This window comes from Terriglobus albidus, from assembly GCF_025685425.1.
GTDB classification, from domain to species: Bacteria; Acidobacteriota; Terriglobia; order Terriglobales; family Acidobacteriaceae; genus Terriglobus; species Terriglobus albidus.
In genome coordinates this window covers 185,983-202,001 of the sequence record NZ_JAGTAS010000053.1, presented here as the reverse complement: position 1 = coordinate 202,001, position 16,019 = coordinate 185,983, and the positions used below count along the sequence as shown (strand labels likewise).

Annotated in this window: 6 protein-coding genes; 4 read left to right on the top strand and 2 right to left on the bottom strand. The window is 55.6% G+C overall.

Features of this window, described 5'->3' with window-relative positions; translation table 11 throughout:
• Positions 1 to 4 precede the first annotated feature (4 nt).
• Both OHL21_RS12955 and OHL21_RS12950 read left to right on the top strand, forming a co-directional pair.
• Positions 5 to 3,994: a cobaltochelatase subunit CobN gene (locus OHL21_RS12955; RefSeq protein ID WP_263417691.1), complete on the top strand. Its 3,990-nt coding sequence runs from the start codon at positions 5 to 7 to the stop codon at positions 3,992 to 3,994.
• Between the two features lie 639 nt (positions 3,995 to 4,633).
• Entirely contained in the window at positions 4,634 to 6,589 is a 1,956-nt protein-coding gene (locus OHL21_RS12950; protein ID WP_263417690.1) for a TonB-dependent receptor plug domain-containing protein, read from the top strand.
• Positions 6,590 to 6,942: 353 nt separating this feature from the next.
• Here the strand turns inward: OHL21_RS12950 and OHL21_RS12945 are convergent, their stop codons facing one another.
• Both OHL21_RS12945 and OHL21_RS12940 read right to left on the bottom strand, forming a co-directional pair.
• The gene (locus OHL21_RS12945; protein ID WP_263417689.1) at positions 6,943 to 7,923 is read right to left on the bottom strand and encodes a methyltransferase; all 981 of its coding nucleotides are present in this window, start codon (positions 7,921 to 7,923) and stop codon (positions 6,943 to 6,945) included.
• Positions 7,924 to 8,328: 405 nt separating this feature from the next.
• On the bottom strand, positions 8,329 to 9,612 hold the full coding sequence (locus OHL21_RS12940) for a hypothetical protein (RefSeq protein WP_263417688.1): 1,284 nt from the start codon (positions 9,610 to 9,612) through the stop codon (positions 8,329 to 8,331).
• Positions 9,613 to 9,849: 237 nt separating this feature from the next.
• Between OHL21_RS12940 and OHL21_RS12935 the strand changes: the two genes are divergently transcribed.
• Complete coding sequence (locus OHL21_RS12935) at positions 9,850 to 13,467, top strand: TonB-dependent receptor (RefSeq protein WP_263417687.1); 3,618 nt, start codon at positions 9,850 to 9,852, stop codon at positions 13,465 to 13,467.
• 144 nt (positions 13,468 to 13,611) lie between these two features.
• Positions 13,612 to 15,987: a glycosyl hydrolase family 95 catalytic domain-containing protein gene (locus tag OHL21_RS12930; protein ID WP_263417686.1), complete on the top strand. Its 2,376-nt coding sequence runs from the start codon at positions 13,612 to 13,614 to the stop codon at positions 15,985 to 15,987.
• The last annotated feature ends 32 nt before the right edge of the window (positions 15,988 to 16,019 follow it).

Here is a 16,019-nt window from a genome sequence, read left to right as displayed (position 1 = left end):
GCGTATGCAAAAGCTTCTGATAACTGGTCTCGTCTTGTCTTTGGCGACATTCGGTTTTGCGCAGTCCGCAAAGCCGAATGTGGTCGTCGTGCTGCACAGCTCGCAGACTATGCCGGCGGCGATGCAGCGGTTCAAAGCACTGGTAGGTTCAAATGGTTGTGAGTGCACGGTACTGCAGGAAGAGGAACTGACACCGGAACGGCTACTGCATGCCAAAGCGGTGTTCATGCAGCATCCGTCGCAGGAGATGCTTGATCGCCTGAAACCTTCAGGGTTACAGGCGATCAAGGCAGGCATGCAGATTGCAACCGATGTGCCGGAGTTTCTTGTCCGTAACTGGAATGTGGAGCCTTCGACAAAGTTGACCGGAAGGTTGATGCCGTACTGGAACTACGGTGGTGAGGAGAACATGTTGAGCTTTCTGCTGGTGCTGTACAAGGCCGCCGGTGGTGAGCTCAAGCAGCCTATCCCCGCGCCGATTCCCGCGGCGAACAAAGGCATCTACCATCCGGATGCTCCGAAGCTGTTTCCGACCATGAGCGAGTATCTCGGCTGGTATCGGAAGACAAAGCCGCATCAGGGAGCGCTGGTGACGGTCAACTTCTTCTACACCTACCTAAAAGACAAAGACACTGCAGTGGTCGACGCACTGATTCATGAGCTCGAGAAGCAGGGGCTGGCGGCGGCTGGTGTGGTGGGTTCACCGCATTCCACACTTGCTTCCACGTTCGATCAACCGGCGAACGATCCCATCCGCGTCATGATGATGTTCACCTTGGCTTTGGCGAAGCCTGACGATCTCGCGTTGCTAAAGCAGCAGAACATCCACGTCATGGACATGATGCTGACTCGGCAGTCGCGTGCGGAGTGGGAAGCGGCGGATCGCGGCGTTACACCGGATCGCATTACGGCGATGCTCTCGTCGCCGGAGGCGTATGGCGCCACCGAGCCAATCATGGTGGGCACAACAGAGGGTGGGGCAAAGGGAGTGCCCTCGCACCTGGAGGCCATCCCCGAGCGTGTGCATGCAGCGGTACTGCGTGCAAAGCGATGGGTGACGCTGGCGGAAAAGCCGAACGAGCAGAAGAACCTCGCGATCATCTACTTCAACAATCCGCCGGGGAAGGGAAATATCGGCGCAAGTTATTTGAATCTTGCTCCGAGTATTCGCGCTGTCCTGCAGCGGTTGCACGAAACCGGCTACGGGACCGGCGACCATATTCCGACGGCAGAGGAGATCCTGCAGCAGCTTGCAACCGTCGGTCACAACACCGAGAACTGGGAGCCGGGCGAGCTGGATCGCATGGTTCACACTGGTCGTGTCGCCCTCGTTCCAGTCGGCGAGTATGAGAAGTGGTTTGCGGAACTGCCAAAGCAATTCCGCGATGCGGTCGTGGAGCGATGGGGCAAGCCTGCAGATGCACGCTTGATGACATGGACGGCTCCCAGCGGAAAGAAATCATTCGTGATTCCGGGCGTGCAGTTAGGCAACGTTTTTCTCGGTCCGCAGTTGCTGCGTGCCTCGGCTGACCAGTACACCTCCGTGCAGCATAGTGCGACTCTTCCGCCGCACCATGGATACATCGCTTCGTTCCTGTACTACCGCCATGTGCTTGGTGTGGATGCGATGGTGCAGATGGGACGTCACGGAACGCTGGAGTGGCTGCCGGGAAAGAATGCCGGCCAGGCTGGATGGGATACCTCAGAGGTGTTGCTGGGGGATCTTCCGAACATCAACTTCTACATCATGGACGGCGATGCGGAGGCGATCCAGGCACGTCGCCGCGGAGCCGCTGTGCTGATCTCCCACTTGACGCCTATGCTTGCACGCGCGGGAGCGGAGGAGAGATTCGATGCCCTCAATGAGGCACTTAATCGCTGGCAGGAGACGCATGAGACTGCTCCGGCTCTCTCAGCCGAGTACGCGAAGACCGCCCTCGCTGAGATGGACAGGTTGGGTGTGACGAAACAGCTCGGCATCGACTCTTCTAAAACGGACGAGGCAATGGAGAAAGGCATTGCTTTTCTCGACAGCGTGGAAGAGGCTCCTTTGCCGCTAGGGCTGCCGACGCTGGGACAGATACCCTCTGACGATAGGCTCCATACCGGTCTGCGGACGTTCCTGGCGAACGGTTTTCTGCCGGACGAAGCTAAGGTGGTTGCGCCTTATCTGGATCGGTGGACAGACGCAATCTTTACAGGGCAGCCGGTAACAGTCGCTACCGAGGTGCCGGCAAAGATAAAAGAGAAATCGGAGAAGAGCATCGCCGAAGCTCGACAGTGGATCGCTAATCTCCGCGTCTCACCGGAGCAGGAACTGGCTGCCTTGCCTAAGGTTTTGCGCGGAGAGTTTCTGCCGAGCGGACCGGTCGGCGATCCGTTGAACAACCCTGACTCGCTACCGACGGGACGCAACCTTAATCAAGGCGACCCGAATCTTCTGCCCACCCATGCTGCCTGGGAGTTGGGAAAGCGGATGGGGGATGCACTGATGGAGCAGTACAAACATCAGCATGGAAGCTATCCCCACCATATTTCGATGGTCTTGTGGCAGGGTGAGACTGGCCGCAACCAGGGAGCGATGGAAGCCGAAGCGATGTACCTCATGGGCATACAGCCGGAGTGGAACAACAGAAATGTGGTTGACCGGCTCTCACTCATTCCGGAGGCGCAGCTTAAGTATCCGCGCGTCAACGTGGTGTTCACGGCAAGCGGGCTGTATCGCGACGGCATGGCTGAGAAGGTCATCATGCTGGATCGCGCGGCCCGCATGGCCGCTGCCGCAGGAGATAACGCGCTGTCACGGCAGAACCGCGAGACAGAGAAGGCATTGGTTGCTGCAGGTATGGGCGAAGGCGATGCGAAGGAGCTTGCCGGAGGTCGCGTCTTTGCGGAGGCTCCCGGAAGCTATGGGACAGGCCTGTCGAATTTTGTGGAGCAGTCGCGCGATGTGGATGAGCATCAGACGATGGCCGATCTCTACATCGCGAAGGTGAACTACGTCTACACGGAAAAGACCTGGGGCAAAACCGTTCCAAAGCTGCTGCAGCATCAGCTCAGGGGGAACCAGGTGGTGATGCACAGCCGCTCCTCCAATCTGTATGGAGCGGTCGATAACGACGATGTCTACCAGGCCATGGGCGGTCTACGTCTGGCATCAGAGGCAGCAGGAGCCAAGCCGGACATCGTGATCAATAACCTTCGTCACGCAGGCCATGAACGGGTGGAGGGTGCACGCGATTTCATCGCGACGGAGCTCAACGCACGCAACTGGAATCCGCAATGGATTCGCGAGATGCAGAAAGAGGGATACTCCGGCGCGCGAGAGATGATGCGTGCGAATGAATACTTGTATGGCTGGAAGGCGACTGCTCCGGAGACCGTTGCTCCCGAAGTATGGAAGAAGATGTTCGATGTCTATGTGAAAGACGAATATCACCTTGGCCTAAAGGATTTCATGGAGAAGGCGAATCCCGCTGCGCGCCAGGCGATGCTCGGGCGGCTGCTGGAAGTCGATCGTCAAGGAACGTACAAATTTACGCCGACCGAGCGGAACCAAATGGTCGAAGAATACGCTCGGAACGTGGCGAAAAACGGATTGGCCTGCACAGCGAATACCTGTGGTAATGAAGCCCTCAAGAGGAACATTGACCATGCTGTTCAGCAACTGGCACGGGAACAGCAGGACTCTACGCTCCGGACCGGCTTCCAGCGGGCTGAAATGCAAAGCACGAAGGTGCCAAAACCATCGGCCGCAACTCCTGCGGTGGCTGAGCCGAAGGCCACCCATCACGATCTTCCCAGCAGTCTGAACGGATACAGGGTAACCTATGTAAAGGCGACACGCTTCCTGGCATCCTCGCGTCAGTTTGCGAAGGAACACTTCCTATCTTTTATCTTGTTGTGGACGCTGTCAGTGGGGCTCGGCGTCCTCATCGGAATTGTCAGAAGGAAATGGATTCGTAACACCGTGCTGCAATTGATGCCGCGCTAGAGCATTTCCCTGCGGGGTGTACTGTAGGGATTCCGCATCTATGGGCGTTTTCCGCAATGAAAACGCCACTGCACGCTCCTTCCTTGAAGTTCATAGCAAAATGTTGTCATCCTTGAACGTTCGGGGGCCCCGGCGAATTTGTTCGCTGGGGTGATTCGTGAAGAAACCTGCTCTTTCAACGCTACGGATGGCAAAAGCACCACTGCGCCCGGATGTCCCCGTCAGCTTAGCGACCTCATTTATCCTGATCGTATGGAGTTCGCGCGACAGAATCGCTTGATGGCGTTGTGGCTGTGCGTGCTGCTGGTGTGCTTCACGGTCATTCCATCGCAGTGCGAGATCTGCGAAAAGCTGCCGTCGTTGCATCTTTCTTCTCAAACCAGTCTGGGAATCGGCCATTTTGCTATCCCTGATACCTGCGACTGCATCTGCTCCTGTTGCGTACTTCAGGCGATTCCAAGGGCTATCTCCGTAGAGGCTCAAGAACGGATCGTTTCTACGGAACCTTCTTGGGAACTGCCGCATCCGGAACTAGACCGGTATACCTCGATCTTCAGGCCACCTCGTTCTGCCAGCATTTCCTAGCGTGTCCTTCCGTGCCAAGGCACGGACGCACCCACATGGAACCTGGAGAAAACAATGCGTCAATATTCTTCGACTCTAATGGCAGCATGTCTGGCCGTGTGGCTATGCGCCTGTCTTTATGGACAAGCGCCGTCCCCGACTACACCGGAGCAGCAATCGAAACCCGCATCCGTGCAGGATGAGGTGACCGTGTACGCCACGCGCACCGAGGGCCGCCTGGAAGATCAGCCCACCCGTGTCGAGTTGCTCGATCAGGAAGAGGTCGACGAAAAAACGATGATGACCCCGGGCAACATCGTCATGATGCTGAATGAAACCAGTGGCATTCGTGTGCAGAATACGTCGTCCTCCTTGGGATCTTCCACCGTCCGGATACAAGGCATGAAGGGCCGATATACCCGCTTTCTTGCCGATGGCCTGCCACTTTTTGGTCAGCAGGGTGCCGGACTGGGCCTTCTACAGATCCCACCTGTTGACCTCGGACAGGTTGAGATCATCAAGGGCTCCGCTTCCGCACTCTATGGAGCAGGGGCAATGGGAGGCGTTGTGAACCTGATTACGCGGCGGCCAGGGGATAAACCGACGCGCGATTTCATCGTGAATCAGACCTCGCTCGGAGGCACGGATGTTTCCGGCTATCTGGACGGTAGATTTTCGGCGCACAGCAGTGGATCGCTGCTTGGCATGGGAGATTGGCAAATTGCACGCGATCGTGACGGCGATGGCTGGGCAGATCTCGCCGGTTACGGACGCGGTATCACGCGGCCTCGATTTTTCTGGGACAACGGAAAAGGAAACAGCGGTCTGGTCACGGGCGGCTTCACCTATGAGAATCGAACAGGCGGTACATTGTCAGGCCGCAACCTGCCTGCCACCGGCATGCCCTATATCGAGTCCTTACGGAGCGTGAGGGAGGATGTGGGGATCTCCTCTCGGGTTCTCGCGGACACGAAGTACCTTGTTACTCTTCGAGGTTCCTATTCCAGTCAACAGCATCGACATTTTTTTGGAGACGATCTTGAGCGGGATCGCCACGAACTGCTGTTTGGCGAAGCCGCGGTACGCGGCGCGCGTGGACGGCACTCGTGGGTGGCGGGAGCTGCTTTCGAACGGGACGCGTACCGGCCCAGAGATGTCCCGCAATATCGCTATACGTATCGCAATTCTGGCGTCTTCGCGCAAGATGATATCCAGGCAGCGCCATGGCTTTCCTTCTCCGTGAGCGCACGGGCAGACTTTCATAGTCAATACGGCGTGCTGTTCAGTCCACGTGTTGCCGCGCTTCTACGCAGACGCGGCTGGACGAGCCGGCTGTCGCTGGGACAAGGCTTTTCTGCTCCGAGCGCACTCACCGAAGACACCGAAGCAGCAGGGCTTCGCCGGCTAAGCGTAATCAAACCGTTCTTTGTGGAGCGTGGGCGTGGGCTGACCTTCGACCTGACGAGAACCTGGAAGCACTGGACGGCGACGAGTACGCTATTTACTTCGATTGTCCATCATCCACTCTATACAGATCAGCAAAGGGCCTATACTCTGCGCACTCTTGCAGACGATACTACGAACATCGGCGTAGAGAATGTAGCGACATGGCGTGAAGGCCAGTTCTCGGCGGTAGCCTCCTACACCTTCACGCAGGCGAGGCAGAAGTCTGGAAACGTACGTCAAGATGTAGAACTGACTCCACGGCACAGCGCAGGGCTGGTCGGAACCTGGGAGCGCGAGAATGTCGGACGAGTTGGTGTGGAAGCCTACTACACGGGTACGCAGCGGCTGGACGACAACCCTTATCGTGACCAGTCTGAGCCATATGTGTTGTTCGGCTTTTTACTCGAGAAAAGATTCGGACACTTTAAGGCATTTCTCAACGCCGAAAACCTTGGAGACGTACGGCAGACGAAGTACGATCGACTACTTAGACCGGCACGTGGTCCGGATGGCCGATGGACCACCGATGCTTGGGCTCCATTGGACGGCCGTGTATTCAATGGAGGCGTACGTGCAAGCTTCTAACCCCAAAATGCTCTTGTAACGAGAACGTAGTTCGCCGTGAGTGGGGGGAGGGAAGAGGCTACGCCGCGTCATCAATGGCGGTGCGCGCCCGAGGATGCCTGGGCCTTCTAAGCGCTGACATCTTGATGGCCGTCTCCAAACTTATGCACCGATGCAGGTGAGTGACTGCGCGAACGTCCTCCTTGCCAACGGCTTCGATATCCGCTGGTTGGGGATGGACTGGATCCATTAGCAACTACTCAACAACGGCGTAAAGCTCTCAGACCAATTTCAGAGTCGCTTTTGGAATCATCTATCGACACTTGCTACGCAAGGCAATGAAGTCGGCTTCATTACTTCCAATCATCCTCTCTTTAGACCGCCCGAGCTACCAGCACTGACAAAGGCAAATATGTGGGAAGGACGGTTTTCAGAGCAAAGCCGGATGCACGCAACAGACTATCGTACTGGGCCTGTGTGCGCTCCCGCCCTCCGGTGGCGGTCAGCATGATAACGTCGAGAACCTTGGAGAGATGAGGTCCTTCACTTTGGTCCAAGAGGTTCTCTATGAGGAACAAGGTTGCTCCAGTAGGCGCGGCTCTGCGAATTGCGCTGAGAATGCGTATGCACGGTTCATCTTCCCAATCGTGAAGAATATTAGAGAGCAGATAGGCATCAGCTTCGGGTAATGGATCTTTGAAAAAATTTCCAGCCCGGATCTGTATTTGCGAATGAGGCTCACACCCGCCAACCACCTCAGGCAAATCGAACAGGATGCCGCGCGTCGAGGCCGCATTGCTCAATAAAGCTGTGAGCAGGTGTCCCCGGCCGCCGCCGATATCAGCGACGACGCCATAGTCGGTAAGATCGATTTCATCCCAGAGAGCGTCGATTTCTGCATGGGATTTCGCAGTCATCGCATCATCAAAGACACGCCTCGCTTCAGGGTGCCTGGCAAAATGTTCCCAGACGTCGCAGCCTACGGCCTCTTCCATTCCGGATTTGCCGCTATATACAGATTCGGTTAGCGCTCCGGCTGCATGCCAAAGAGCGGGACTACCATGCAAACGCGCATACGCCCTCAGTGACCGTGGATGGTCCGACCGTAATACCTTAGATTGTTCCGTATGAGTCCAGCCCTGCTCGGTCCGCTGGAAGACGTTCTCTGTTGCAAGTAAAGTGAGGATACGTTCCAGGATGTCGGCGTGGACACCGAGGCGCCCACCCAAATCAGAGGATGACACGGGTTCCTCGTCAATCGCATCGGCAATACCCAGCTCTGAAGCGATATGGAGGCAACGAGGAACGTAGTGTCCAATCGACAGCATTAAGACTTCGGTTTCAGGAGAAGACATTGCTCATCGCTCCGAAAATGAATTGTCCAAGGCTCGCCTACACAACATCACACACACACTAATCCGTGTAAAGTGATTTTCTAACTGAGATGCGACTACTGCGCGGATCGTCGATCATGCTGGTTTAGCCCCGACATCTCGTCGACTCGCTTGAGGATCGCCTCTGAAGAGGCAGAATTCTCCAGCGGAGGTGGGTCCGACAACACCCAACAGGACGGCCAATAATGAACCGGAAGCGATGCAGCGAAAGGGGAGGGCCGCAACTCGCATAGCTACTCAGCTACTTACCGTTCATGCCGCCAGAATCCCGATCCCGCCCAACATTCCCCCTTCCAGCGCTGCTGTCCCGCGAGAGACATAACGGGCCTATTCGATTCTGTCCTGGGGACATTCGGGCTAGATCATTTAAGGCAAAAGACGATAGGCCACGATCTCCGGTGCAGAAGAGTTTCCTTGTACTACTCTCGCTTTGATCAGCAGCTCAAAATGGCCTAAACGTCCATCGGGTCGCGTTACCTTCTTTTCAAAGGAAGACAAAGCGTTCTGATCCAGCACGAAATCACAGACTGCTTCCGTTCCAGCCATGCTGGTGCCTTCAAGCAGCAGGGCGTGGCCCACACCGTCGATTCCCGAAGTAAATGCAACGATGCCGAACCCATATGTATCCGCAGCTACAGGATCGACACTATAGCGCGCCTGCTCACCATCGCGCGGAGAGCGCACGGCTACGAAGTCGACTCCTTTGGCTGGATCATTGCCCACGCTGTAATCAATCTTGTCCGCAAACAACTGCCCCCAGGGATTGGCTCTTACGCCTCCTAACAGAATCAGGTTCGAGGATTTGACATCTCCAAAGGTCAAATAACGGGTGTAGCGAACCTCAAGCTGAGCATTCTTTGCCTGGGGCAGCCGTCCGACCCGAAATGCCATATTAAGGTCGGCAATACTTGTATCCGGATGATCTCGAAACCGCCGCAACGTCTCTGCGGACGGCTCGCTCCCCGGCTGACCCAAAAGTGCCCGGTAGTCATGGTTCATGTAAGAGGTCAATGGCAGAGCATGTTCCTGGCTTGTTTGAAGCAGAGACAGAGCACTATCTGCAGGCACAAAAAAGGTTCTGCGATTGGGAGTCAATAACTCAGACCACATCCGATCTCCAGCTAGGGGTGCTGAATGGCTTCTGAAGAGAAGCCAGCACGAGCAGACGATCAAGAGGGCCACAACTGATATGCCAGTAGCGATCAGAGCGCGCCGCCAGCCTTGAGTTGGCGGGATAACCGGCTGTGATTTAGGAGTGACGGCAGGGGACTCACCGGGAACGTCAAGCGCCGGGCGCAGCTCAAAAGTGGGAACATAACCGCCCTTTGGGATCGAGATAATCCACTTCGAGCGGGGATCGACGGAAGAAAAGTAATGCTCGAGCCGGCTCCGGAGGATTCGGGCGCTCGCCCTTACGATGCTGTCTTCGGCGGGATTATAGGTCTCAGCTCGGTTAAAGACCTCGATACCAATCTGCCGTTCGTTCAGCTTGACGGAGTTGCCCCGGAGTGTATGGAGGCAGATATAGGAGAAGAAGCTGGAAAGCCGTGAGGCCTTCGAGAAACCAGGGGACTGCAGGATCTCCTCTACCAACTTCCAACGGTCGTCCGAGGTCTCCGGAAGCGCCTTGATGCGCTCCCCAGCCCTCATTCGCCCCCGTTCCTCCGTTTGATACATCGCTTAACACTGCCCCATAACGTATTCATTTTGCGTCGGTTACGCGTCAACACCTGTTTGTCACAGTGAAATACGTTGCTTCGTGAACATCCCCGTAAGCACACTCACGCCTATTCTCCGACACCAATAGCAATACAGGAATTGAAGTGCCGGGGACAAGCATGACCTGCGCCGTACCTTCATGCATTACACGATCGGGAGACAGCACGGATGTCTATTCTTTTTCACCAGGTTCAGAGGCTGATGGCCGGCGCCGCCGCAAAGGTTCAGGCAATGCTCAACCCCTCGCTTGCAATTGCATGGATCGCCATACTTCTATGCTTCGGTTCGAACATGGCGATTGCCCAGACCTCAAGCGCGACTCTCAGCGGGCATGTCGTTGACGAGAGCAACGCGGTCGTGGTCAATGCCGAAGTCATCTTGACCGACGAACAGACAGGGGTCTCCGTCTCGACTCGAGTCCGGACAAACGGCGACTTCATCTTTCCGGATATCCAGCCGGGCACGTTCAGCGTGACGATTCAGTACCCAGGCTACAAGGTGCTGCGCAAAGTAGATCTTCGGCTCAGTGCCAACCAGAATCTCAGCGCCGGTACGCTCATCCTTCAGGTCGGTGGCACCTCCGAGTCTGTCACCGTCTCGGCAGATATCACGCCGATCCAGACTTCCAGTTCCGAGCGTTCGGACGTTCTCGATAGCCACCAGATCAGCAATCTGCTCGCCATTGGCCGAGACACCATGGCAATGCTGCGCATTATGCCAGGCGTTGTGGGAGGGGGAGGCGCAACCAGTCTCGGTACAGCTACCACTCCTACGATCAATGGAGTCAACAGCGAATACAACTCCGCTACCGTAGATGGTGTTACTGGCAACACGCGCGGAAACAACAGCCTGGACACTCCACTCAACCTCGATGCTGTCAACGAAGTCACCGTAATGGCGGCCAACTATCAGGCACAGTACGGCAAGACTGCCGGGGCGAATATCAGCATCGTCACTAAGAGCGGCACCAGCCAGTTCCATGGTGCGCTCTATTATTACTTCCGAAACGAAGACTTGAACGCCAATAGCTACTTCAACAAGTTCAACGGTCAGGCTCGCCCACGTTATCGCTACAACACATACGGGGGAACCCTTGGAGGCCCAATCTTCTGGCCTGGCCACCTTAACTCGGCGAAAAACAAGCTATTCTTCTTCGTCTCGCTGGAGAACTCGCCGATTACGTCACCCGATGGGCTCAAGTATTACTACGTCCCAACTCCGCTCGAGATCTCGGGAGATTTCTCGCAGTCCTATGCGCAGGGCAACGTCAATCAGGTATTAAAGAACATCAAGATGCCCGGACAGACCACCGCAAGCTGCCCGGCGAGCGGCGCCCCGGGGCCCGGTTGCTATCCCGGAAATAAGATTCCTGTCAGCCAACTCAATGCGCAGGGTCAAGCGCTACTCAAAATCTTCTATAACAACACCATTGGCGCCAACCCTGGTTTTGCTTTTAATAACCGCGCCATCAGCGCCGGCAATTACAACTACATCACCAATTACTCAGCCAGTGCACCGGTCAATCAGGAGATCTTCCGTATCGATTACTTCCCGACGGAGAAACTGCACGTCTTTGGTCGAGGCGACCTTGAAACTGTTAATAACAGCGGCCATAGCTCCCCGGCTGCTCCCGCACCCTGGCTCTTGCCCATAAACTACAGAACTGCCAATCCGAACTTTGTAATCAACACGATCTGCACCTTTAGCCCGTCACTGGTAAACGAAATTAACCTGGGAACCGCGGGCTGGAGCGAACATCAGCTATACAACGATGCTGACCTGGCTAAGGCCCAGTTGGATCCCAACGGATACAACATTGCAGCGTTGTACCCAGGTGTAAATCCCCGTAACCTGCTTCCCAGCGTAAGCTTCGGCCTCACGAACTCTCCGGCGCTCTCATGGGACTATCGCTTTCCGATGGCGGATCAGGTTAGATCCTTCAGCGCTACGGATAATCTCACCAAGATTCTGGGATCGCACACCGTCAAGATTGGCGTGGACGCACAAACGGACTCTTATCTGCAGGTTGCCAACAACCGCGTTGGCAACTTCTCCTATGCGTCCAACACCAGCAATATCAATGACAGTAACTACGCCTACTCCAACGCAGTTCTGGGCAATTTCAACACGATGACTGAAGTCACCAAGCTGGCCAATTTCAAGCCACGCACCATTACCTTTGAGTGGTACACGCAAGACACCTGGAAGGTGACAAGTAAGCTGGTCCTTGATTATGGTGTTCGTTACTCATGGGCGATGGCGCAGCGGTTAGCGGCTGGCAATAACTTTGTGCCAAGCCTGTACACCCCTGGCCAGGCGCCGCTTCTCTATCAACCGACCTCGCACAAAGATTCAAATGGCCTCGCGCAGGCCCAGGATCCAAGGACCGGGGCCTATGTCCCGGCAGCATACGGGGGCCTTTTTGTGCCTGGAACAGGAAACCTTAATAACGGCATTTTGTATGTCAACACCCCCGGCTATCCGCAGGGAACACTCTACGGAAACGGCATACTCTTCGCCCCCCGCGTCGGGTTCGCCTACGATCCTCATGGCGCCGGCAAGACCGTCATTCGCGGTGGCTATGGCATCTTTTACAACGTTCGGGCACGTGCGGGGCAGTCGGGTGACATGGCGCTCAATTCCCCAACGGCCAACTCTCCGACGCAATACTACGGCAATCTCAGCAATTTTCAGTCTGCAGGCGGTCTAAGCGGGCCTTTCACGATCGGGCATGTCATCCCGCTACACGCGCCGCAGGTCTCTACGATGAACATGAGCCTCGGCATTCAACAGGCCTTGCGGACAGGCGCCGTCCTCGATGTGGCCTACGTCGGCACGCTGGGCCGCCATCTCAGCAACTATACCCCTATCAACGAAGTTCCCTACGGCGCGGAATTTCAATACGTCAACCAGAGCGCCGCCGGCGGCACCCTATCGGACAACTTCTTCCGTCCCTATCCCGGCTTCGGGACCATCAACATGCAGAACTTCAATCTCACCTCTAACTACAATTCGCTGCAGACTCGTGTCAGCCGCCGCTTCGCCAAAGGGCTTGAGTTCGGTGTCTCCTACACATGGTCTAAGTCGATGGACTACACCGACACCTATAACGGGACGATTGCCTTGTATCAGCCTCTTCGTTCCTGGAACTACGGGCCTGCGGGATGGGACATCCGGCATAACCTTGTAGCTAATTACCTTTGGAGCCTCCCCCATGTCAGTGGGCTCTGGAGAAACTTCGCCACGAAAGCACTGTTGGACAACTGGCAGATCTCCGGCATCGCCTCACATCTCAGTGGCGCACCCGGTTCGTTCACCTTTACAACCAGCAATAGCGCGAACATTACAGGTGGCGGCGATGGAGCACGTCTGATCCTTACAGGCGATCCAATGCAAGGTGCGCCTCGCACCTTCAATCAGTGGTTCAATACCAGTGTGGTCCAGGTACCCATGGCCGGTATCATTGGCACGGCTACTAAGCCCGCGGTGCTGGGTCAGACAGGAAATGCTCCGAAGGTCAATTACTACCTTCCAGGCGTCACGAACTTCGATACCGCGCTCTTCAAGAACATTCCGGTAGAAGGCAGGTTGGTCGTTCAGTTTCGTCTTGAGACCTACAACACCTTCAACCATGCGGAGTTCAATGGCGTAAACAGTGCGGCGACATTTGCCACAGCCGCAAGCGCAAGCAACCCGAATCCTGCTCAGACCAATACCAACTTCGGGCGGTTGAGCAGCACGCTCAATCCCCGTTATCTACAGTTGGCGCTGCGCATCAATTACTAATAGCAAACGGTTTTTGTCATGCGCGTCATGACAGGATAGGGCAAGAGTTGGAAAGATGGAGCGATCATTCGGAGAGAAAATTGCACAAAGCTCTTCCGGTGCTGTAGCTCGTTCCGGCTCATGCCCTCGATGTGGAAAGGAAACATGCGATCCCTTGTGATCAAAATCAGCTTCAACAGTTGTCTAATTGCCGCCACCATCGCCACAACGAGCATGGTTGGCCAGTCCCTGGATCGCAACAAGGATTGGAACAAAGTTCAATCCCTTCTCGCACCCATTCAGGGAATCGCAGAGGCTCCTCCGGCCGACGTGGTCACGTCAAAGCTCACCGCTGGAGCGATCATGGGTAACGGCGACATCGGCGTTGTTGCCGGAGGAACCGAGTCCGAGCCGCGCTTTTATTTCGGCAAAAGCGATTTCTGGGGCAGTTACAGCAATAAGCCGCGCCATCGGCAGGAAATATCGATCCTCTCTCTCGGGAGTCTCTCGCTTTCGTTCAAAGCGGCTGGCGGCCAGTGCGCAACAAAGTACCGCATGGCGCAGGACATCCTGCATGCGCAGGTTACGACCAATCTGACGCTCAATGGCACTCCCATCCACATCCGTTCTTTCACTGCGGACGATTCCAACACGTTCCTGGTTGAGGTGCAGACCGATAAAGGAAGTCCCAGTGTAAGCCTGGCGCTTGCGCTCGTATTACCCAAGCCAGATGCCGATGAGCCTGACCGCTATCCAGGCACTGCGGGCGCCGATCACAACGATCTGTGGGTCACACGCCAGAACGATTTGAAAGGACCTGACGCATACACCTCTCGAGTCGCCATTGGCGTGCGAACGATCGGCTCCACGCCTCGAAACGCAACCCATACAGCCGGCCAGGCCACAGAAGAAATCACCTTGAAAGGCGGTGCTCCGGTCTGGATTGTCACCACCTTTGAAAGCGACAGTCGTATGGGTCCGTCTGGCCCTACTGTCGACGGTCTCGTAAAGAAGGCGCTTACTCGCGCCGATCAAATCTCACCGGCCGGCATTCAGCAAGCGGAAGCCAGGCATGAGGAATGGTGGAAGCAGTTCTGGCTCAAATCTTTCATCGATGTCCATGACGAAACATTGCATGACTACTACTATGGGGCGCTTTATGTGCTCGGTAGCACGAATCGGCCCGGCAAACTTGCCACCTCCATGTTCGGCAGCTTTATCACTACTGATCAGGCTGCATGGGGTGCTCGCTACTTCATGAACTATAACGCGGAAGCGCCGTACTATGGCGTCTTCTCCAGCAACCGGGCAGAGCTAGCCGAACCCTACAATGAGATGGTTATCGCGCAGGTCCCATGGCAGACCAATAGGACTGCACTCGCTGGTTACAAGGGAGTCTCATTTCAGCGAACCTTCACCCCATTCAATAACTTTCAGCCTGCGCCTGCTCTTGTTCCGATAGCTCCAGTCAAGGATTACAAGAAACTCCCTGCTGATCAGAAGTCAAACGCCACTTTCAGTGTTCTTCCGCTCATCTCTTATTACGAGTACACCGGAGATACCCACTTTCTGCGGGAAAAACTTTATCCGATCCTCAAAGGCCTCGACGCCTTCTGGCGCGACTTTGCAGTGCGGGACGAGAACGGTAAATGGTCTTTCGTCCATAGCGCGGCTCACGAGGGCGGAGATGATGTCGATCCCAATCTTGATATTGGTTTTGCCCGGCGCATAGCTGAAGAGCTTATCGAAACCAGCAAAGTTCTGAACGTCGACGCGGAATTGCGTCCAATATGGCAAGCGTTCATCGACAACCTCGCTCCCTATCCCTCCGGAGAGGTTAACGGGAAGCAGGTTTATTACATCGCTAAAAGCATCAAGAACGACATAACCGATCATGGCCTTTTTGAGCCTGGCAATCAACCGATCAATCTTGAAGGCCTGGTCTACCCAGGAGAAAACCTGGCGATCGGAGGCGATGCAGTTCAATTACAAATAGCCAAAAATTCCATGGAAGAGATGAACTCCTGGGGTGTCACCCGCGGCGGCAACTCCTTCAATGGCTTCTGCAAGATCTTCGTTGTCGCCGCTAGAATCGGCTGGCCTGCCGACGATCTCGTCAATAAGTTTCGTGCAGCCATCCTTCATCAGTGGCGTCCCAGCAATCTCTCCGTAGCCCAGGGTGGCGGAGGGATCGAGACTTCCGGTTCTATCGAGGCGCTCAACTCAATGCTCCTGCAACATGAGCTTGGCGTGCTAAGAGTTTTTCCTGACTGGCCCGCAACCATGGATGCTTCTTTCACGCGTCTCCGTGCCAAGGGTGGTTATCTGGTCACGAGCGCTCAGAGCAAGGGATCGGTCCTGAATATCGATTTTACGAGTGAGCACGGTGGTCGTCTCACAGTGCAATCTCCCTGGGGCTCGAGGCCAGTTGCTGTCACTACTATTGGCAGCGGTCTCATACAAACCTTGTCCCCAGGGATGAATGGTCAATTCACGATGGATACGCGCCAGGGAACTTCCTACCGTATTACGCCAAAGTGAAACGTCAGCACGTTCTTCAAATAGCTCAGATC